Source organism: Aequorivita sp. IT1282 (assembly GCF_058068205.1).
Window position 1 is genome coordinate 425,096 of the sequence record NZ_JBYRHR010000001.1, and the last position, 19,952, is coordinate 445,047.

The 19,952-nt window shown below is 35.8% G+C and carries 17 protein-coding genes; 10 read left to right on the plus strand and 7 right to left on the minus strand.

Translation table 11 applies throughout. From position 1 onward, the window contains the following. Nucleotides 1–10: 10 nt before the first annotated feature. The 3 genes from AC3RVG_RS02010 to AC3RVG_RS02020 all read right to left on the minus strand — a co-directional run bounded on the left by AC3RVG_RS02010 (nucleotide 11) and on the right by AC3RVG_RS02020 (nucleotide 3,469). Complete coding sequence (locus AC3RVG_RS02010; RefSeq protein ID WP_489689758.1) at nucleotides 11–2,503, minus strand: TonB-dependent receptor; 2,493 nt, start codon at nucleotides 2,501–2,503, stop codon at nucleotides 11–13. Nucleotides 2,504–2,587: 84 nt separating this feature from the next. Then, complete coding sequence (arsC, locus tag AC3RVG_RS02015) at nucleotides 2,588–2,929, minus strand: arsenate reductase (glutaredoxin) (RefSeq protein WP_489689759.1); 342 nt, start codon at nucleotides 2,927–2,929, stop codon at nucleotides 2,588–2,590. A gap of 60 nt (nucleotides 2,930–2,989) precedes the next feature. Further along, entirely contained in the window at nucleotides 2,990–3,469 is a 480-nt protein-coding gene (locus tag AC3RVG_RS02020) for a hypothetical protein (RefSeq protein WP_489689760.1), read from the minus strand. 149 nt (nucleotides 3,470–3,618) lie between these two features. Here AC3RVG_RS02020 and AC3RVG_RS02025 point away from each other — a divergent pair, with 149 nt between their 5' ends. From AC3RVG_RS02025 to AC3RVG_RS02045, 5 genes are all read left to right on the plus strand, one after another. Then, on the plus strand, nucleotides 3,619–4,353 hold the full coding sequence (locus AC3RVG_RS02025) for a hypothetical protein (RefSeq protein ID WP_489689761.1): 735 nt from the start codon (nucleotides 3,619–3,621) through the stop codon (nucleotides 4,351–4,353). A gap of 19 nt (nucleotides 4,354–4,372) precedes the next feature. Further along, on the plus strand, nucleotides 4,373–7,135 hold the full coding sequence (locus tag AC3RVG_RS02030; protein WP_489689762.1) for a TonB-dependent receptor: 2,763 nt from the start codon (nucleotides 4,373–4,375) through the stop codon (nucleotides 7,133–7,135). 5 nt (nucleotides 7,136–7,140) lie between these two features. Then, nucleotides 7,141–8,349, plus strand: coding sequence for a DUF4249 domain-containing protein (locus tag AC3RVG_RS02035; protein WP_489689763.1), 1,209 nt, complete (start codon nucleotides 7,141–7,143; stop codon nucleotides 8,347–8,349). Nucleotides 8,350–8,351: 2 nt separating this feature from the next. Further along, nucleotides 8,352–10,085 carry a hypothetical protein gene (locus AC3RVG_RS02040; protein ID WP_489689764.1) on the plus strand — a complete coding sequence of 578 codons (1,734 nt, stop codon included), beginning with the start codon at nucleotides 8,352–8,354 and terminating at the stop codon, nucleotides 10,083–10,085. A 100-nt stretch (nucleotides 10,086–10,185) separates the two neighbouring features. Next, nucleotides 10,186–10,383 carry a DUF1328 domain-containing protein gene (locus tag AC3RVG_RS02045; RefSeq protein WP_489689765.1) on the plus strand — a complete coding sequence of 66 codons (198 nt, stop codon included), beginning with the start codon at nucleotides 10,186–10,188 and terminating at the stop codon, nucleotides 10,381–10,383. Between the two features lie 167 nt (nucleotides 10,384–10,550). On the opposite strand, the gene AC3RVG_RS02050 is transcribed toward AC3RVG_RS02045, so the two are convergent. Both AC3RVG_RS02050 and prfB read right to left on the minus strand, forming a co-directional pair. After that, nucleotides 10,551–11,747, minus strand: coding sequence for a fibronectin type III domain-containing protein (locus AC3RVG_RS02050; RefSeq protein ID WP_489689766.1), 1,197 nt, complete (start codon nucleotides 11,745–11,747; stop codon nucleotides 10,551–10,553). A 78-nt stretch (nucleotides 11,748–11,825) separates the two neighbouring features. Further along, a protein-coding gene (gene prfB / locus AC3RVG_RS02055) for a peptide chain release factor 2 (RefSeq protein WP_489689767.1) occupies nucleotides 11,826–12,933 on the minus strand; the annotation gives its coding sequence in 2 pieces (ribosomal slippage) (nucleotides 11,826–12,869 and nucleotides 12,871–12,933; 1,107 coding nt in all). 190 nt (nucleotides 12,934–13,123) lie between these two features. Between prfB and AC3RVG_RS02060 the strand changes: the two genes are divergently transcribed. From AC3RVG_RS02060 to pncA, 4 genes are read left to right on the plus strand one after another with little or no spacing between them, the layout of a single operon-like run. Next, entirely contained in the window at nucleotides 13,124–13,753 is a 630-nt protein-coding gene (locus AC3RVG_RS02060) for a hypothetical protein (protein WP_489689768.1), read from the plus strand. A gap of 4 nt (nucleotides 13,754–13,757) precedes the next feature. After that, the gene (locus AC3RVG_RS02065) at nucleotides 13,758–14,783 is read left to right on the plus strand and encodes a threonine aldolase family protein (RefSeq protein WP_489689769.1); all 1,026 of its coding nucleotides are present in this window, start codon (nucleotides 13,758–13,760) and stop codon (nucleotides 14,781–14,783) included. Between the two features lie 10 nt (nucleotides 14,784–14,793). Continuing rightward, nucleotides 14,794–16,194: a nicotinate phosphoribosyltransferase gene (locus AC3RVG_RS02070; protein WP_489689770.1), complete on the plus strand. Its 1,401-nt coding sequence runs from the start codon at nucleotides 14,794–14,796 to the stop codon at nucleotides 16,192–16,194. Nucleotides 16,195–16,197: 3 nt separating this feature from the next. Continuing rightward, nucleotides 16,198–16,788, plus strand: a complete 591-nt coding sequence (pncA, locus tag AC3RVG_RS02075; protein WP_489689771.1) for a bifunctional nicotinamidase/pyrazinamidase — start codon at nucleotides 16,198–16,200, stop codon at nucleotides 16,786–16,788. A 129-nt stretch (nucleotides 16,789–16,917) separates the two neighbouring features. Here the strand turns inward: pncA and AC3RVG_RS02080 are convergent, their stop codons facing one another. Further along, on the minus strand, nucleotides 16,918–17,235 hold the full coding sequence (locus AC3RVG_RS02080) for a YegP family protein (RefSeq protein WP_489689772.1): 318 nt from the start codon (nucleotides 17,233–17,235) through the stop codon (nucleotides 16,918–16,920). A 100-nt stretch (nucleotides 17,236–17,335) separates the two neighbouring features. Beyond that, a complete protein-coding gene (locus tag AC3RVG_RS02085; protein WP_489689773.1) occupies nucleotides 17,336–17,659 on the minus strand; it encodes a YbaB/EbfC family nucleoid-associated protein in 324 nt (107 codons plus the stop codon). Nucleotides 17,660–17,808: 149 nt separating this feature from the next. On the opposite strand from AC3RVG_RS02085, the gene AC3RVG_RS02090 reads away from it, so the two are divergent. After that, nucleotides 17,809–19,944 carry a S9 family peptidase gene (locus AC3RVG_RS02090; protein WP_489689774.1) on the plus strand — a complete coding sequence of 712 codons (2,136 nt, stop codon included), beginning with the start codon at nucleotides 17,809–17,811 and terminating at the stop codon, nucleotides 19,942–19,944. Nucleotides 19,945–19,952: the final 8 nt, after the last annotated feature.

Below are 19,952 nucleotides of genomic sequence, written 5' to 3' on the forward strand. Positions count from 1 at the left end.
TAATGGTAATCTAACCCTCAAATCCACCATCGTCAATATTACCGCCTCTTTCGGGACGTTGACGTTGTTTTTTCTGATTGAATCTATAAGAAAATGTTAGCGTTACTTGGCGTTGTCTCCATTGAAATTCGCTTTCACTAGTAAACGTACTTGCAGTGGTAAGACTGTTTCTTTTTCTGGTATTGAACAAATCGCTTACGTTCAAAGCCAAGGTAGCATTGTCGTTAATAATGTCTTTACTCATCGCCATATCTACAGATAAGATAGGATCGCTTTCGGTTTGGGAGTTGTTTGAAGGCCCTCTGTAAAAAGCATTGGATTGCCATTCAACTTTCCAAGGAAGTTTCACTTTGCTGCTGAAACGCCCAAAATAGCTTGTGTTTTCGGCACCATAGTCTACACCATTGTAAAAACCTTCTGTTTCAAACTGGAAATAGTTGAAACTACCGTTTAAGTTAAGCCATTTTGTAGGGTTGTAAAGCAATCCTAATTCAAAACCGTAACGTTTGTTTGTAGAAAGGTTGATAGGTAGTGTACGAATTATCGGTATTCCGTTGCTGGTTACATCGCCAGTTTCTTCCTGTACTCTTTCAAAAGCATCGGTTTCGTGCTGGTAGTAAATAGAAGTTGTCAAGGTGAGTTTTTTCCAACGTTTTAAATAACCCAAGTCAAAAGCGCTTGCGTATGCTGGATCCAAACCTGGGTTACCCTGAAATACGTTTGCCTCACTTGAACGTGACGGGAAAGGGTTTATAAACCAGTGACGCGGTCTGTTGATTCGTCTGTTGTAACCTAAAGTTATGTTTTCGCTTTCTTGTAATTCAAAAGTAAGATTCACCGTTGGAAATAAGCCAGTGTAGTTTTTATCGAAATTTAAATTTAAAGGAGTGTCTTCCGAAACATTTTCGGCATCTACTTTACCTTTTAATTGCGTGTTTTCAAGGCGAAGACCGAGCAGGAATGAAAATTTTCCAAATTTATTTCCGTACTGCGAATAAAAAGCGTGTACGTTTTCATTATAGGTGAATACATTTGAAAGGCTGTCGTTTCTTACAAAATTTCCAGATGTTCCAGTTTCTTCAAATAAGTTATAATCTGTTTCAGATTCTTCAAATTTACCGCGGTAACCGGCTTCAAACTGAGCATTTTCACCAATAGGAAGCACATAATCTGCTTGTGCTAAATATTCTGTTTGGTTTTGCTTTTCAATAATTTCTTCAGCAGAAAGCACTAAAACATCAGGGAAAGTTCTTTGCTCTGTAATCAATGAGGTCTCGTCATCTTTCCCGCGATCGTATTGCAAATCGGCAGTTAATTTATGGCCTTTATCATTAAAGTTGTTTACGTAGTTTAATGAAAATTGATAGTTAGAATCTTCTTCATCTTCATTCTCTACTCTTAGAATTCTTTCTTCTACAATATTATCATTGTAATTAGAAGTGTTATTTGTAGTTACGTCATGGCCGCCACCTTTACGGTAAAAACCGCTTGCCGTTATCGATGATTTATCGTTTAAAAAATATTCAATCCCCAAATTTGTATTGAATCCATCGCCTTGTCTGCTATAATCTCTACGTTCAATAACTTGATCGAATTGCGGATCTACCGTTACTGAGTCTCCATTGTCATCTATGAAAGTACGAGAGAAATAATTATTATCGAAAAGTGCCTTTCCTGGACCATTACGGTAGTAAACACTTGTTGTATTAAAAATGTTGAATTTGTCTGTACGCAAGTTTATGTTTCCAGATGCATTACTATTTAACGGTACGCCAATACTGGTACTGATAGAGCCGTTAAGTCCTAACGTTTTTTCTTTTTTAAGTATAATGTTCAGAATTCCAGCAGTTCCTTCGGCATCGTATCTTGCGGAAGGAGAGGTAATAACTTCAACTCTTTCAATGGCTTCGGCAGGAAGTTGGCGAAGAGCATCGGTAGAGCCAAACCCGGCTATTGCGGAAGGTTTTCCGTTGATGAGTATTTTAACGTTTTCATTTCCACGCAGGGCAATGGCGCCATCAATATCAACGGTTACAGATGGAACGTTGTTAAGAGCATCACTAACCGTGGCTCCTCCTGCAGTAAGATCTTTACCAATATTGTATATTTTTTTGTCTAGCCTAACTTGCACTTCGGTAGTTTCAGCACGAACTACAACTTCGTCCAAACTTGCAGCGTCTAAGGCCAGTTTTATAGTAGGTAATGTGGTGTTTTTTGTAAAATTCTGATTTGGAACTTCTTTAGATTTATATGAAATAAATTCATATTTTACAGTGTAAACACCTTCGGGCACATCAATACTGTACATTCCCTCCTCATTAGTAATACCGCCTGTAACAGTCTTTCCTCCTTTATTAATGAAAGAAACTGTGGAGTACTCCAAAGGATAGTTTGTACCATCTTCGAGAATTAATCCTTTAATGTTAACTTGTTTTTTTTCAGGGTTTTGCGCCATCAAGATAGTGGTGGCAAACACGAGCAGAAGGGTCAGTTTAATTTTCATGTAATCTTTAGCAATTTTGACCAGCGAAAATAGAGGTGGTTTAATTGAGAATTGCTAAAATTCTGTTAAATAAAAAACTTGAAATTATAAAATATTCAACACCTTTTCGGGCGGTCTTCCAACTACGGCATGAGTGCCATTTATTGCGATTGGGCGCTCTATAAGTTTCGGGTATTTAATCATTGCATCAATTAGCTCGTCATCGGTAAGATTTTTGCCATTGTAGTTTTCCTTCCATTCAGCTTCGTTGGTTCTAACGAGCTCAATTGGTTTTATACCTAGTAGTTCTATAACCTGCTTTAATTCTTGGTGCGAAGGTGGGTTTTCAAGATATTTTATAATTTCAATAGTTTCGCCTTTCTCCTCCAAAAGATGAAGCGCTTGGCGCGATTTGCTGCAACGAGGGTTGTGGTATAATGTGGTCATATATTTAATTCAATATTCAAAGTTTAAGATTCAAGGTTTGCTTTACTCTCAAACATCATATTATTTTTGCGATAACTCTTCCAATTCTAATTTGTAGTCGTATTGCAAATCTTCGTGCAGTGTTTCCACTTTTTTCGAAATATAATCAATTTGTCTATTGTATAAATTGGTGAGCGTCGCGTTTCGTTTTATGGATGGTTTAAAATCTTTTAGCTTTTCACAAAAATAGAGCAAAAGTTCTACTTCGGTTTCTTTGTTTTGCGAATAACGAATAAATTTTTTAAGCTCCCGTAAAATCTTCCGAACACTTTTTTTTATGTAGAAAAAAGTCTTGGTATTTATGGTTTCAAAATCTGTATCTACTTTCTCTTTTATACTCTGAATAAATGCTTCTTCATCTGCAGATTCAAATAATAAATAGGTGAGTAATTCCTTATTTTCCTTCTTAAATTTTGAAAGTCGAAGACAAAGCTCCAGCAATTCCTGCGTAGAACGGTGAGTTAGCTCGGTTTTAATTTCTTTTAAGGATGCAGCCTTCATTCGGTTTATTAAAAGTGAAATTATTTTAAATTGTATTAAACGAAGATATATCCTTAAAAAGAAAAATTGATGGAATGAAGTTGTTTTAACAGCATATTTATTTTGGCAGGAATCAATTTTGCTTACATTTAACTTCGCAAAAAATAAAAATGTATTTTACAAAAACCTGCATTGCCTTAATAATTTGTTTATTACCAAATTTGGAGGCGTTTTCTCAAACGACTTCAGAAAGCAAAATTTACGAAACCTACGATAAATTTGTCGGTCTAAATAATACTGGTCTTTATAATGGGACAGAATTTACAGACCTGTTTTTAAACACAGATGGAACCTTTAGATATTTCAATGGTTTTGATTACACCAAAGGAGCTGTAACCTACAATGGACAATATTATGTAAATGTTTTATTGAAATACGACCTTTTAGAAGACAGACTTTTAACAAGCTCTAACGATAATTTGAGCGTTTTTAATGTGAATTTAATTCCAGAATTTGTTGAATCCTTTTCAATATACAATCGCAACTTTGTTAGGCTTACAGACACAAACTTGAATCTTTCCGGAAATGGTTTTTTTGAAGCAGCGTTCCTTGGCAATGATCTTGAATTGTATATAAAACACGCAAAACGGAAGAAAGACAAAGCGTTAAATACAGGTATTCAATATAGGTTTTCTGAAGACAATTTCTACGTGCTGAAAAGTAACGACAAGTACACGATAATCAACTCTCCAAGAGATATGCGGAAAATACTTCCGCAGAAAGAAGAAGAAATAAGAACGTTTTATAAAAGTTACAAAACGCTCTACAAAGCTAACCCCAACGTTTTTATGGCAAATCTTGTGAAATATCTTGATGGGCCAAAAAAGGAAACTAATCAGTTATAATTTGATGTCGAATTTCTCCATGCAAAATAGAATTTTTGCCATTGTTATATTTTTATTGACTACTACCGTATCCTTCGCACAGAACGGTGAAAATATTTCGGCAACATTTAAAAATACACCTTTAAAAGAAGCCGTTTTAAAAGTAGAAACACTCACAAATAAAACTTTCTATTTTGAAGAATCTTGGCTAAAAGGACATTTTGTAACAGTCACTTTCGAAAATGAGTCGCTTCGTACAGTATTGGATGGTCTTTTCAGCAATACAAATATCAACTATGTTTTAAACGATGGAAATGTAATTCTCTTAAACAACACCTACGTTTACACTGAATTGCCAACAGATTTTTTCAACGAATCTAAACCTGATGAAAAGGTAATTGAAGACAATAATAATGCGCCAATATTTCAAGAAGAATATGCTGGGCAGGGAACCGTGCAGACTAGAAAATTGGTGACAATAGGCAAGCAAACTCCAAATGCTGCTAACAAAACATACACACTTTCGGGTGTTTTTAAAAATTCTAAAACTGGCGAACCGCTTCAAAATCTATCTATTTCAACTACAGATAGAAGTAAATATTCAGTAACCGATTCCGAAGGGCGTTTCAGCATTCGTTTGCCGTATGGTTTAAATAAACTGGAAACGAATCTTTTGGGTTTTGAAAGAATTCGCCAAGACGTAATTGTATATGGCGATGGCACGCTCAATTTAGAACTGAGAGAAAACACCGAGTCGCTCGAAGAAGTGATTGTAAAATCTAATAAAGACGCCAATGTGCGCGATGCAGTTGTTGGCGTTACCAATATTAATATTGAAGCTATTAAAACCATTCCGCTGGTTTTGGGCGAGCGCGATATTTTAAAAGTTGCAACCACAATGCCTGGGATTAAAACTACCGGCGAAGGCTCGAGTGGTTTCAATGTGCGTGGTGGACGAGCAGATCAAAACCTGATTTTACTGGACGATGCCGTACTTTACAATCCGTCGCACTTTTTGGGTTTCTTTTCAGCAGTTAATCCTTTTACCACTGGCAGTTTAGAAATTTATAAAGCCAGCATTCCTGCGGAATATGGAGGTAGATTATCATCTGTGTTTGATATTGAAACCAAATCTGGCGATATGGAAAAATTTAAAGGTGAAGGTTCTGTTGGGCCAATAACCGCAAATCTCGCTGTAGAAGTTCCCGTTGTAAAGGGAAAAGCCTCGTTAATTGCTGGTTTTAGAGCTACATATTCAGATTATATTTTAAGAAGTTTGGACGAAGAAGAACTAAAAAACAGTGAAGCTTCTTTTTACGACGGCATTGTAAAATACAAACACAATATAGACAACGATAACACCATTCAGGGAACAGTATATTATAGTAAAGACCGTTTTAGTATAACTTCCGATTCTATTTTTGATTATAACAACCGCCTAATTTCATTGAAATACGGACACAATTTCAGCGAAAAGAGTAGGGCAGAAGTTATTTTGGTGAATAGTCAATACAAATACGGAATCAATTATGAAGCAGATGCAAACGAAGATTTTGATTTTGGTTATGAACTAAACGAATACCAAGCAAAGCTTAATTTAAACTATAAAATTAGCAATAAACACAAGTTAAGTTACGGTGTAAGTAGTAAGCTGTATTCTATAAATCCTGGAGATATTGTACCTATCGGAACAAATTCTGATGTAGAAGCAAAAACGCTGGATCGTGAAAAAGGTTTGGAATCTGCTGTATATCTTGCCGATTTATTTGAAGTAAGTGAAAAACTGTTATTAGATTTTGGTTTGCGCTATTCATTATATGCAGCCTTGGGTGAAGCTACTCAAAATGTTTACGAAGAAGGTGTTCCAAAAAATGAAAGTTCGGTAATAGAAGTTAGAAATTACGACAAAAACGAAGTTATTGAAACCTACGGCGGCCCAGAATATAGGCTTGCAGCACGTTATTTGTTGGGAAGTGATTTTTCCGTGAAAGCTGGGTTTAACAGAACAATTCAATATTTGCATCTTCTTTCAACAAATACTACGCAATCGCCAACAGATATTTGGAAACTTTCCGACCTAAATATTGCGCCACAACGAGCGAATCAATACAGCTTAGGATTCTTCAAAAATCTTCCAGGAAAGGATGTGGAATTTAGCTTAGAAGGCTATTACAAAACAATGGCCGATTTGCTGGATTATAAAATTGGAGCGCAATTAATTTTGAACGACGACCTTGAAACTGAACTACTGCAAGGCGAAGGAAAAGCCTACGGTTTAGAACTTTTGGTTAAGAAAAATGCTGGTAGATTTAATGGTTATGTAGGCTACAGTTATTCGCGATCGCAAGTAAAACTGGATAGCCAAATTATGCAGGAACGCGTAAATAATGGCGAATTTTTCCCCGCGAACTACGATAAGCCACACGATTTTTCAGTAGTTGCAAATTACAAGCTTACGAAGCGTTTTAGCTTTTCAGGAAATTTTACCTATCAAACAGGGCGACCTATTACATATCCAATAGGGCGTTATGTTTTTGCGGGGGAGGAACAAGTGCTTTATAGCGACCGGAATCAATTCAGAATTCCAGATTATTACCGTCTAGATTTAGGGGTAAACATTGAAGGAAACCACAAATTGAATAAGCTAGCACACAGTTTTGTTAATATATCTGTGTATAACGTTTTGGGAAGAAACAATCCATATTCCGTATTTTTCGTGAATGATGCTGGAGAGATAAAGGCCTATAAAACCTCAATTTTTTCAATTCCTGTTCCTACTATAACATATAACTTCAAGTTTTAGAAAAGATGAAAACAAAAATTTTATTTACCGTTCTTTTCGTACTACTTCTTACTCAAATAGGTTGTACCGAAGCCTATGTAATTGAGACTGTAGATTTTGAAAGTGTTTTGGTTGTAGAAAGCACCATAACCGACGAAATGAAACCACAAATTGTTAAACTGAGCAAAACGTCAACTTTAGAAAATCCTGAAATACTTGTTGAAAGTAATGCTTCGGTTGTTGTAAATACTAGCAGTGGCGATAACTTCACTTTTTCTTGGAATAGCGAAAAAGGTTATTATATTTCAAACAATTCTTTTCGTGCAGAACCAAATGTAACTTATCATTTAAGCATAATTACGCGAGACGGAAAGCGCTATACTTCTACTGAAGTAAGTTTGCCTCCTTCAATAGAAATGAATGATGTTTATGCAGAGCGAATAAACAATCCGGATGATGACAAGGACGGTGTGCAGGTTTTAGTAAACACCGAGGATCCTTCTGGCAACGCTAAGTATTTTAGATATGAATATGAAGAAACTTACAAAATTGTTGCCCCGTATCCGTCGCCATTTTTTGTTGAAATTATAAATTACGATTATACTGTTGGCACTTACGATGTTGTATTAACACCAAGAGAACCTGAAGAAATTTGTTATACTACTGAAATTTCTACAGGAATTACCCAAACAACTACAACAGAGCTTAATGAAAACAGAGTGTTTCGTTTCCCTGTTAGATATCTCTCAAAACTTGATGCTAGATTTCAAACACGATATAGCATTTTGGTAAAGCAATATGTTCAGAGTGTTGAAGCTTTTACGTTTTATAAAATTATAAAGGAACTTGGTAGCGTTGAAAGTTTACTGTCGCAAGGTCAGCCAGGCTATGTAGCCGGCAATATGGTTTCAGAAGAAGATGCAAGCCAAAAGGTATTGGGATTCTTTGAGGCTTCTTCAATGACTTCAAAACGCATATATTTTAATTACGAAGATGTTGGGCTAGAGAAACCACCCTATTTTGTGGATTGCGAAGTGCTAACTTTAGACTATAATGATGCCACCGTAATGGATGATGATCCTAACGAGCGCGAAGCTTTCTATCAACTTATAAAATATAGTGATTACCAAGTACTCGCTGCAAATACGCGTCGCATCTATAGAGTTGTTCAGCCAGAATGCAGTGTTTGCACCTCATTTTCATCAAACATAAGACCCGATTTTTGGGAAGATTAATTATGATAAAGAATTTAGTTTTTATAGTATTTATTTTTTTCGGAATAGCCGGAGATGCGCAAATTCTGAAGAAAGATAATTTAGTTGATACTAGTGTCTTTCCTCAGGAAATTGTTCAACTGTCCATTAACTCGAGTACATTGCTCGCTGGCGAATTACTTCAGTATAAAGCGTACAGTTTAAATTCCGCAAACAAAAAAAGCGAACTCAGTAAGTTACTCTACGTTTCACTGCGTAGCGCTAACGATTCGGTAGTTTTTAGCCATAAATTGAAGATAGAAAACGGAGCGGCGAACGGTGATTTCTTTATTCCTTCCAATCTAAAAACAGGAATTTACAAGCTGATTGGTTACACTAATTTTTCAAAAAATAACGCTCAGAACGCTTTTGCGCAAAAGGATATTTATGTTATAAATACTTTCGTGAAAAGCGAAGTGGCTAACGCTACAAAGGATACCATTTTTATAAAAGCTTCTGTTGAAAAGGATTTCAATATTTCAGAAAATAAAGTTGATTCAAAAACACTTAAAGTTAATTTGAATAAACAATCCTTTGGCTTACGCGAAAAAGTGACTTTAAATCTGGAAAGTACTGATATTAGTGCGAACGGATATTATAGTATTTCAGTAAGAAAGGTAAATCCGCTTAAGATTTCAAATGAAGTTTCAAAAGCTAGTAAAGCTATTTCTTCTGAAGTATTTTATGTTCCCGAACTCCGTGGCCAACTGATTTCCGGAGTCGTTGTATCAAAAACTGATAATGTTCCTGCTGCCAATAAAGAAGTGGCATTAACCATCCCCGGAAAGGATTTTATTTTCAAAACAGCTAAAACAAATGCACAAGGCCGCTTTTTCTTTTCTGTAAATGAATCCTATGATGCCGAGAAAAGTATTGTGCAGTTATATGGAGACGAAGCAGCAAGAAATTCGCACAAAGTTGTATTGGACGATAAGGATTTAAAAATTACGGAGGGCGCGCAATACTACCTAAAATTGGAGCCACAATTGAAGGAGTGGCTGGAAGAACGCAGTGTGCAAATGCAAGTTGAAAACGCATATTACGATACAAAAAAGGATAGTATCTTAAAGAATAAAATTAATCCTTCGTTTTATAATCACTTGGGAACGGTTTATTTTTTAGACGACTATACGCGATTCCCAACGGTTAGAGAAACTTTTATTGAAGTGGTAACACTCGCGGCAATAAGAGGTTCAGAAATGAATATTCGGTTTTTAGTAAATAATGCGTACGATCCAAATAATATAGCAAAATTTAATAGCATAGATCCACTAGTTTTAATGGATGGAATGTTGATTCAGGATAATTCTGAATTGATAAATTACAACGCGCGTGATATTGATAATATCCGCGTTATTATTCAGCCATATCGTTATGGTTCTAAAATCTATAGCGGAATTATTGCTGTGGAAACTAAAAAAGGAGATTTCAATACAAGTTTATACAATGAATATTCTGAAGAAATGAATCTACCTGCTTTGGTTAAGCAAAAGGAATATTACAGTCCAGATTATAGCGGTAATGCTCAACTCTCGAGAATACCAGATTACAGAGTACAGCTACTTTGGCAACCTGAAATAAATCTTTCTGAAAAAGGTTTTTCAACATCATTTTATACTTCAGATGTTTCGGGAACTTTTGAAATTTTGATAGAAGGTTTTTCCAGTCAGGGAGTGTATCTCTCTGACAAACACTACATTAGGGTTTTGGAAAATTAACATAAAACGTTAAAAATTTATGCGATTATGTTAAAATATGTTAATATAATCTATTAACTTTAATGGTTCTTATCGATTCGCTAATAAAATCATTCTTATCATGCTTCATTGGAAAGCAATATACTTCATTTTAGCCATCGTCTTTGGGGTCATAGGCTTCATTGGTATAGGCGAAGGTGGGCTTGAGCCTGCCAAATATATTGCAGGTATGTTTCTCTTTTTATTTTTAGTTTTTTGGGCAGTTGATTTTAGGGGGAGAAAAAAAAATAAAACATCAATGTTAAAGTTTTGGAAATGAATTGGTTCCAAAAACAAGTTTATGTACATTTATAAAACTATCATATCGGGGTGCTTAAGTTTAAACAGCTGAGAATAAACCCGTAAAACTTCCAATAGGATAATGCCAGTTGAAGGAATATGATTTGCAAAGGGAACTTAGATTTAAATCTTGTTCCCTTTGTTTTTTTAAAGGCTGCATTCTCCGTTTAAGAAATCATCAAGTGTTGGGTTATATTGATTATTAAAAATATCTCCCGAACTATTCATATTGATAACTGCCGCAGAAATTCCACAAAAATCAGCCAATGAATTATTGCCTCCAATGTTTAAACCTCCAAAACTTGTTAAATTAGCCAAATCATTAAGGTTAATAAGATTTGGGTTTACGTATATTCTAAGGTCTTCACCTACAGAAATTAAGCTTGTTAGTCCCATTCTGGAAATTTTTGAAGAGCTAATTAGTGCATAAGTTCCTACAGTTGTTAGCGTACTCAAAACTTCTAGACTTTCTATATTTTCATTATAATCAATATCCAGAAATTCATCAATTGTTGTAACGTTCTGTAAACCATTTATTGATCTTAACTCAGTGTTAAAACCAAAATATAGATTTTTAAGCCTTGTGGCATCATTTAGAATATTTAATTCTACAATTTTTGAACCCTCAATTTGTAGTCCACCCGTAAAGTTTGATACATTGTGAAGTCCATCTATATCTTCCAAAATAGAATTTGAATAAAATATTAAATCACCTCCAATATGGGTAAGTCCCTCCAATGGATTTAGATTTAGTAGTTCGTGATTGTAATATATTTCCAAAGATTGCCCAATAAATTCCAAATTCTCTAATCCCTCAAGAGTTTGGGCCGTTGTATGACCAATTTTAACTTCACCATAAACCTTTTTTAAGTCATTCAGCGGAGTTAAATCGTAAATCTCAAATCCGTGAAGCGTTAAATTGTAACGTATTTCATTATAGTGATGAGAACCAAATTCATTTACAGCTTCCTGGGTATTTAAAAAAATACTGTTTTCATAAACATTTGCGGTATAAACATTTGTATTAAATGAAAAATTTACTGTTGCCGTTTGGCTACCATTTGTGGCAGTAATTTTACCATTGTAAGAAGTATCAGCTACAAGTCCGGTAAATGTATATGCTGTTTGCGCAAAGTTGTCCTCAGTCAATTCATTATTAAGATATATTTTGTAAGATATATTTGAGCCTTCAGGTGCGGTCCATGTTATTGTTGCAGCCCTATCTGTAACATTTTGAACTTCTACTTGAAATATAAAAGATATATTTTCCTCATCGCTACTGTCTTTGCTACAGCTTAAACAGTTGAGGGCAATGAATAAAACTGAAAGTATTTTTGTTTTCATAAATTTTTAGGTTTAAAAAAATAATCTATTCTTAAATTACTGAACTGTTCACTGCAGCTGAAGACTACACACTTTTTCTTAAAGCTCATCCGATTTCTCTTTCTGCCCACTCATCATTAAATAAGCTTTCAAAAACCCATCAATTTCGCCATCGAGCATTGCGTCTGTATTTCCGGTTTCGTGGCCGGTACGCACGTCTTTCACTAGTTTATAAGGGTGCAAAACGTAATTACGAATTTGCGAACCCCACTCAATAGCCATTTTGCTATCTTCAATTTCGGCACGTTGGGCTAATTGTTTGCGAAGTTCAATTTCATACAATTGCGATTTCAACATTTGCATTGCTTTTTCGCGATTGTCTAATTGGCTCCGTGTTTCACTATTATGAATAATAATTCCGGATGGGTGGTGGGTAAGGATAGCTTTTGTTTCTACCTTGTTTACGTTTTGTCCCCCAGCGCCGCTACTTCGGGCAAATTCCCAAGAAATATCAGCTGGGTTAATATCAATTTCGATGGTATCATCAACTAACGGATATACATAAACACTCGCAAAACTTGTATGTCGTTTCGCATTGCTATCAAATGGCGAAATACGCACCAAGCGGTGTACGCCATTTTCACTTTTTAGCCACCCAAAAGCGAATTCACCCTCAATTTCTATAGTTACAGTTTTAACTCCTGCAACATCGCCAGCCTGAAAGTTGAGTTCCTTTACTTTGTAATTATTTTTCTGCGCCCACATTAGGTACATGCGCATTAGCATTTCTGCCCAATCGCAACTTTCCGTTCCGCCGGCACCCGCTGTAATTTGAAGCACGGCGCTCATATCATCGCCTTCTTGGCCAAGCATATTCCGAAATTCAATAGACTCAATTGCGGCTTCTGCTTTTTCAAAAGTAGCGTCTACATTTTCAGCTTTTCCTTCGCCTTCTTTATAAAATTCCAGAAAAATTTCAGTTTCTTCGGTAAGCGTTTTTGCAGCTTCGTAGTCGGTAACCCATTTCTTTTTAGTTCGTAAAACCTTCATAAAGGCTTCGGCTTCTCGTGGGTTATTCCAAAAATTAGGATCGAAAGTTTTTTCTTCGTCGTTAGTAATCTCTATGCTTTTGCCAGCAATGTCAAAGATAGCGCCTCAAGGCATCTAGCCGCACCTTAAGGTCTTTAATTTGGTCTGTTGTGGTCATATTTTTGTTCCGAGAAATCGGGTATTTTTCGATGTATTTTCAATATAAATAGCTTGAAAATAGAGTTCCAAAATGTTTCGATCACAAAAATAGAATTAACTTAGTGAGAAGAATAATTTTTTCGGCTAATTTTATACTTTCTTAGAATTTGTATTCTAAATAGTCGCTAACCCATTTAAACTCTATTGTCATGAAAAATATATTGTTTTTTTTCGCATTAATAATTTCCACTATGGCTGTCGCCCAAAACGACGAAGCCTATGTAAACTCCTTAGTAGCTCAAAAATTCGCAGAGCTCGAATTACAGCAAAACCCTGAATATTTTTCCAGAAAAGATTATTGCGATGGTAATGTCATGATTTTTACTATGCCCGATGGAAAAATGTGTACATCGAGCAGTACGTATTATTCTACTTATGTTATTTGGAAAGAAAGTGATACCGTTTTAAAAATTCAAAAATTTGATAACTGCGGAAGTTTTAGACCTATGAGTATAGTTAGACACAAAACAATTGTGAAGGTGCTTAATGAAAAAGAAGCTTTAAAAAGAGAAGAAGTAAAACCATTTAAAAGTGCACAAGTAGATGATGATGCATTTGGGAATATGTCTGTAAAATCCTGCCACAAGGAATACAAATTTGTTTTGGAAGGAAAAGTATTCGAAAAAAAGTTTAAGGAATTTGATTTAACAAACGAATCAAAATTTAAAAATGTTAATGCCGACCATAACAACTCGTTAGAATTAATAAAACTTGATAATCTAATTTCAGAAATGATTAAAAGTTTTGACGAGAACGGTAAATTTTATAGAGAAAATTAAAAGAATGATTATAGATTTAAGAAGCGACACGGTAACCAAACCTACTCCAAAAATGATGCAGGCTATTATGACTGCTGAAGTTGGCGATGACGTATATAAAGAAGACCCAACAGTAAATAAATTAGAACAAAAACTTGCAGAAATGTTTGGCATGGATGCCGCACTGTTTTTCCCAACGGGAAGCATGGCAAACCAAGCCTCTATAAAAATGCATACCCAACCGGGCGAACAATTAATTGCCGATAAATGGGCCCATGTTTACAACTACGAAGGTGGTGGAGTTTCATTTAACAGCGGTGTTTCGTGTAAACTTTTAGACGGCGACCGAGGAATGATAACGGCACAAGCAGTGGAGGAAAATATAAACCCACCAGACTTTTACCACAGTCCGCTTACTACTCTGGTTTGTTTAGAAAATACCACCAACAAAGGCGGCGGTGCTTGTTATGATTTTTCTGAAATTGAAAAGATTAGAAAAGTATGCGACACACACGGCTTAGGACTTCATCTTGATGGCGCGCGAATTTGGAATGCGCTAATTGCAAAAAACGAAGACCCAAAACAATACGGAAAAGTTTTTGATACCATTTCGGTCTGCCTGAGCAAAGGTTTGGGTACGCCAATGGGAAGCGTTTTACTTGGGAAAAAAGATATATTGAAAAAAGCCATGCGCGTTCGCAAAGTATTGGGCGGCGGGATGCGGCAGATAGGTTTTATGGCGGCAGCAGGTATTTATGCTTTAGATAATCATTTAGATCGCTTGGCTGAAGATCATAAAAAAGCTGCTGAAATTTCTGAAAATATTTCAAAACTATCTTACATAAAAAAGGTTGAACCAACAGAAACTAATATTGTAATATTTTATCTTTCAGAAGATGTTTCCGAAGAAAAATTTATGAAGGATTTACTTCAGAAAAACATTAAGATAAGTTCGATGGGGCAGGGAAAATTGCGGGTTGTAACCCATTTAGATTATACAGACCAAATGCACAAAACCTTTTTACAAGTCCTGAATAATTATTCACAATAGAATTTTCTTTATGCTCGATATTTCAGCCTCATATACAGATTTATATCAATTAACGATGGCTCAGGTTTACTTTAAAACGAAACCTAAAAGTACAGCTGTTTTCGATTATTATTTCAGAAATAATCCATTTGGCGGTGGTTACACCATTTTTGCCGGCTTGGGAAATATTCTCGAGATTCTAGAAAATTTGCGCTTCAAAAAAGAAGATATTGCTTACTTAAAGCGTCACGATTTTGAAGCAGATTTTTTAGAATACCTACAAGATTTCCGTTTTCGTGGAACTATCCTTTCTAATGCCGAAGGCGATGTTGTTTTTCCGAATATGCCCATCCTTCAAGTAGAAGGAAATATTATGGAAGTGCAAATTGTGGAAACCGTTTTGCTAAATATGCTAAACTTTCAAACGCTTATTGCAACAAAAGCGAGTCGTATTCGGCATAGTGCTGGAAATAAAATCTTGCTCGATATGGGGTTACGGCGAGCGCACGCAACTGGCGGTTATTTTGCTTCACGAGCCGCTGCAATTGGCGGAATTGATAGTACAAGCAATGTTAAAGCGGCTGAAGATTTCAATATTTCGGCTTCGGGAACGATGGCGCATTCATTTATTCAAAGTTATGGCGATGAATTGGAAGCATTCCGCGATTTTGCACAAATACGTTCAAAAAATTGTGTGCTTTTAGTTGACACTTACAACACTTTAAAAAGTGGAATCCCGAACGCTATTACGGTAGCCAAAGAAATGGAAAAGAGAGGCGAAAAATTGTACGGTGTGCGATTAGACAGTGGCGATTTATCCTATTTGGCGAAGAAAACCCGCAACTTACTTGACGATGCAGGTTTGGAATATGTTAGGATTGTAGCTTCAAATCAGTTGGATGAATATGTAATAAAGAGTTTGAACGAGCAAAAAGCACCTATAGATATTTTTGGTGTTGGCACCAACCTAGTAACCGGCAAACCCGATGCCGCCTTAGACGGCGTGTATAAACTGTCGGAATACAACGGCGATCCCCGCATTAAACTTTCAGAGAACATTATTAAAGTATCGCTTCCTTCCAAAAAGCAGGTTTATAGAATGATTGACCAGAATGGAATGTTTTACGGTGCAGATGTAATTGGCCTTTCTTCGGAAGAAAAAATAGCAAAGATGCTCCATCCTTTTGATTCTAATAAAAGTATGGAACTTCAGAACTTTGACCGTGAAGCACTTTTAAATGAAGTGATGCGCAATGGAAAAAGCACTATTGAAAAGAAAACGGTTGCTGAAATTGCGAAATATACCAAAGCTCGTTTGGCGCTTTTGCCGGACGAATATAAACGTTTTCAAAACCCTCATATTTATAAAATTGGTTTGAGCCCAAACCTGAAAAACGTTCGAGATCGTTTAGTTTCGGAACATAAATTTTAATTAATGAAGACACTGATAGTTGTAGATGCACAAAACGATTTTATGCCCGGCGGCTCGCTTCCCGTGCCCAATGGCGATGAAATAGTTTCAGTAATTAATTCTATGCAGTCTAAATTCGATTTGGTTGTAGCTTCTCAAGATTGGCATCCGCAAAATCATATCAGCTTTGCTTCAAACCATCCAGGGAAATCGGTTTTCGACACTATTGAAATTGAGGGGAAATCGCAGACTTTATGGCCCGACCACTGCGTTCAAAATACTGATGGAACGCTTTTTCACCCGAAACTTGAGACTGCTTGTTGGGAGGCAATATTCCGTAAAGGTACAGACCCAAGTATGGACAGTTACAGCGCTTTTTATGACAATGGACATTTAAAATCTACAGGGCTTGCTGGCTACTTAAAAGAGAAGGGCACCTCGCAACTTTATTTTTGCGGACTGGCTGCAGATATCTGTGTTTACTATTCCATTTTAGATGCCTTTAAGGAAGGTTTTGCCTGCTTTTTTATTGAAGATGCTTCAAAAGCATTGGATATTGAAGGTTTCAAAAAATTGAAAGAGAAAATGGTTTACAACGGAATTCAGATTATTTAGTCTAAGGAAATTTGATGTAAACTTTAATCAATTCTGTAATGTTTTTGAAATAAAAAAAACTGCAAATTCACGAATTAATTTGAAAAGATAATTCGTGAATTTGCAGTTAAAGTATTTGAGAGGTTTGTATTAAACCTCTTTTACAGATGCCCCTGGAGCATTTTTGCGCACAGATTCAATTCCGTTTTTGGCACCACTTTCGGCAGCATACATTTGGCTACTTCCAATAATTTGACCGTTGCTCGCTTTAACGTTGAAATGGATTTTTCCGTTTTTAGCGGTTTTCATTTCAAAGCTATCATCTTTCCCACAATTTTTCTGAACAGACTCAATACCGTTCATTGCAGAAGCTTTTGTAGCGTACATCTGGCTGGTTAAAATTACTTGTCCGTTAGAGGCTTTTAACACAAAGTGAAATTTATCACCGCTCTTTTTTAATTCAAACATAAATAAGGTTTTAGATTATTTTATAATTCTGACCTAAATATCGTGAAAAAGTAGGGGTTTCAAAAATCACATTTACAATTTATAATAAATTTAAAGTGATTTACTTTAACATATCCATTCCAGGAATGTTCGGCATTCCATCTTTTGCAACCGCTGCGATTTCGGCTTCATTTACATTTGTGGCTTTGTCTATGGCCTTATTCAGCGTTAAAATTAAATAATCTTCCAGCTGTTCTTTATCCTCCAGCAAGCTGTCTGCTATTTCGATGGTTTTTATTTTTCGGTTCGCAGTGAGTGTTACTTTTAGAAGTCCGTCGCTACTTTCTTCGTCAATAAGCACTGTGTCTAATCGTTTTTTGGTTTCTTCTACTTTTTTCTGGGTTTCTTTTAATTTGCCCATCATTCCCATTAAATCTCCAAACATATTTTTTAGTTTTAGTTTGCTGCAAATTTACTAATTTGTAACACTATTCAACAAGCTTACAATGATGAAATGCCTATTCAAAATTTTCAATCAATTCATTCATTGTGAGAAAGGCCTTTAACCTCTTGTTTAACAAATATTATTTACAGATGAAAAAATTAGCCTTCCTTTCAATTGCTTCCCTTATTTTTGCGACTTCAATACACGCGCAAGAAACTTCAACAAAAAATATGAAAATTACTCCCCCGAAAGCCGAAAAAATATCAAAGAGTCTTGAAAAACACGGCGATGTTAGAATAGATGATTATTACTGGCTTAACGATCCTGAAAATAAAAAAGTAATAGATTATTTAAATGAAGAGAATACCTATTACGAAACGATGACTGCGCACACCAAAAAGTTTAAGGATGATCTTTTTGATGAAATGAAAGCGCGCATAAAAGAAGATGATCAGTCTGTTCCTTACAAATTGAACGGTTATTACTACATAACCCGTTACGAAACTGGTAAAGACTACCCAATTTATACTCGTAAAAAAGGTTCGTTGGATGCAAAAGAAGAAGTTCTTTTTGACGTTAACGAAATGGCGAAAGATTACTCTTATTATAATCTTGCGGGCTTAAATGTTTCTGAAGACAACAAACTTATTTCTTACGGTGTAGATACTTTGAGCCGAAGAAAATATGTTATTTACATTAAAAACCTTGAGACTGGCGAAATCTACACAGAACGTATTCCGCTTACCACGGGGAGTGCAACTTGGGGCAGCGACAATAAAACGCTTTTTTACACTCGAAAGGACGATAAAACCCTGCGCGCAGACAGAATTTTTCGTCATACTTTAGGCACAGATCCAATTACAGACGAACTGGTTTACACTGAAACTGACGATACTTTTGGAACGTATGTTTACAAAACAAAATCTAAAAAATATATTGTAATTGGTTCGTATAGCACACTTACTTCAGAATATCGGGTTCTGGATGCTAATAATCCAACAGGCGAATTTAAAATTTTTCAGCAGCGCGAAAGAGGTTTAGAATATAATATTTCGCATTTCGGAAATAGCTGGTATGTACTGACCAACAAAGACAAAGCGCTCAATTTTAAATTGATGACAACTTCGGAAGCCAATACTTCCAAAGAAAATTGGGTAGATATGATTGCGCACAGAAGTGACGTGCTTTTGGAAGATATTGACATTTTTAAAGATTACTTAGTTGTTAGTGAGCGAAATAACGGACTAACAAAAATTCGGATTAAGAAGTGGGAGGGAAGTGAAGATTATTACCTTCCATTTGATAATGAAACTTACACCGCTTTCCCAACGCAAAACCCAGAATTTGACACCAAAATTCTTCGTTACGGATACAATTCATTAAACACGCCGGCTTCTGTAATTGATTTCAATATGGACACCAAAGAGAAAACAGTTTTAAAAGAAACTGAAGTTTTGGGTGGAAAATTCGATAAGAACAATTACGAAACTGAACGTTTATGGGCAACAGCCGCCGATGGAACAAAAATACCAATGTCTGTAATTTATAGAAAAGGCATTAAAAAAGATGGTACTAATCCGTTGCTTATTTATGGATATGGTTCGTACGGCGCCACAATCGATCCTTACTTTTCAACGGTGCGTTTAAGTCTTTTAGATCGTGGATTTATTTTCGCAATTGCTCACGTTCGCGGAGGCGAGTATATGGGAAGACAATGGTACGAAGATGGAAAACTGCTGAAAAAGAAAAATACCTTTACTGATTTTATAGATGCTTCAAAATATTTAATCGACCAAGGTTACACATCGCCAAAACATTTATACGCTTCAGGCGGATCTGCTGGTGGTCTTTTGATGGGTGCAATCGTAAATATGGCTCCCGAATTGTATAACGGAGTTATAGCTTCTGTTCCGTTTGTAGATGTTGTTACTACCATGTTAGACGATTCAATTCCGCTTACAACTGGTGAATATGACGAATGGGGTAACCCAAATATGGTGGAATACTACAATTATATAAAAAGTTATTCACCATACGATAATGTGGAAGCGAAATCTTACCCAAATATGCTTGTTACCACAGGCCTACACGACAGTCAAGTGCAATATTGGGAACCTGCAAAATGGGTTGCAAAGATGCGTGAATTGAAAAAAGACAAAAATATATTATTACTCCAAACTAATATGGATGCTGGTCATGGCGGGGCTTCTGGACGTTTTGAAGCGTTGAAGGAAGTTGCGATGGATTATGCGTTTATATTGGATTTGGAAGGAATCAAGGACTAATAAAAATA

Bases quoted from the DNA above. Each gene is read 5' to 3' on its own strand.
- AC3RVG_RS02050 (WP_489689766.1), bottom strand. From the start codon at position 11,747: ATGAAAACAAAAATACTTTCAGTTTTATTCATTGCCCTCAACTGTTTA.
- AC3RVG_RS02025 (WP_489689761.1), top strand. From the start codon at position 3,619: ATGTATTTTACAAAAACCTGCATTGCCTTAATAATTTGTTTATTACCA.
- AC3RVG_RS02070 (WP_489689770.1), top strand. From the start codon at position 14,794: ATGCTCGATATTTCAGCCTCATATACAGATTTATATCAATTAACGATG.
- AC3RVG_RS02045 (WP_489689765.1), top strand. From the start codon at position 10,186: ATGCTTCATTGGAAAGCAATATACTTCATTTTAGCCATCGTCTTTGGG.
- AC3RVG_RS02020 (WP_489689760.1), bottom strand. From the start codon at position 3,469: ATGAAGGCTGCATCCTTAAAAGAAATTAAAACCGAGCTAACTCACCGT.
- AC3RVG_RS02030 (WP_489689762.1), top strand. From the start codon at position 4,373: ATGCAAAATAGAATTTTTGCCATTGTTATATTTTTATTGACTACTACC.
- AC3RVG_RS02085 (WP_489689773.1), bottom strand. From the start codon at position 17,659: ATGTTTGGAGATTTAATGGGAATGATGGGCAAATTAAAAGAAACCCAG.
- AC3RVG_RS02065 (WP_489689769.1), top strand. From the start codon at position 13,758: ATGATTATAGATTTAAGAAGCGACACGGTAACCAAACCTACTCCAAAA.
- AC3RVG_RS02010 (WP_489689758.1), bottom strand. From the start codon at position 2,503: ATGAAAATTAAACTGACCCTTCTGCTCGTGTTTGCCACCACTATCTTG.
- arsC (WP_489689759.1), bottom strand. From the start codon at position 2,929: ATGACCACATTATACCACAACCCTCGTTGCAGCAAATCGCGCCAAGCG.
- AC3RVG_RS02090 (WP_489689774.1), top strand. From the start codon at position 17,809: ATGAAAAAATTAGCCTTCCTTTCAATTGCTTCCCTTATTTTTGCGACT.
- AC3RVG_RS02060 (WP_489689768.1), top strand. From the start codon at position 13,124: ATGAAAAATATATTGTTTTTTTTCGCATTAATAATTTCCACTATGGCT.
- pncA (WP_489689771.1), top strand. From the start codon at position 16,198: ATGAAGACACTGATAGTTGTAGATGCACAAAACGATTTTATGCCCGGC.
- AC3RVG_RS02080 (WP_489689772.1), bottom strand. From the start codon at position 17,235: ATGTTTGAATTAAAAAAGAGCGGTGATAAATTTCACTTTGTGTTAAAA.
- AC3RVG_RS02035 (WP_489689763.1), top strand. From the start codon at position 7,141: ATGAAAACAAAAATTTTATTTACCGTTCTTTTCGTACTACTTCTTACT.
- AC3RVG_RS02040 (WP_489689764.1), top strand. From the start codon at position 8,352: ATGATAAAGAATTTAGTTTTTATAGTATTTATTTTTTTCGGAATAGCC.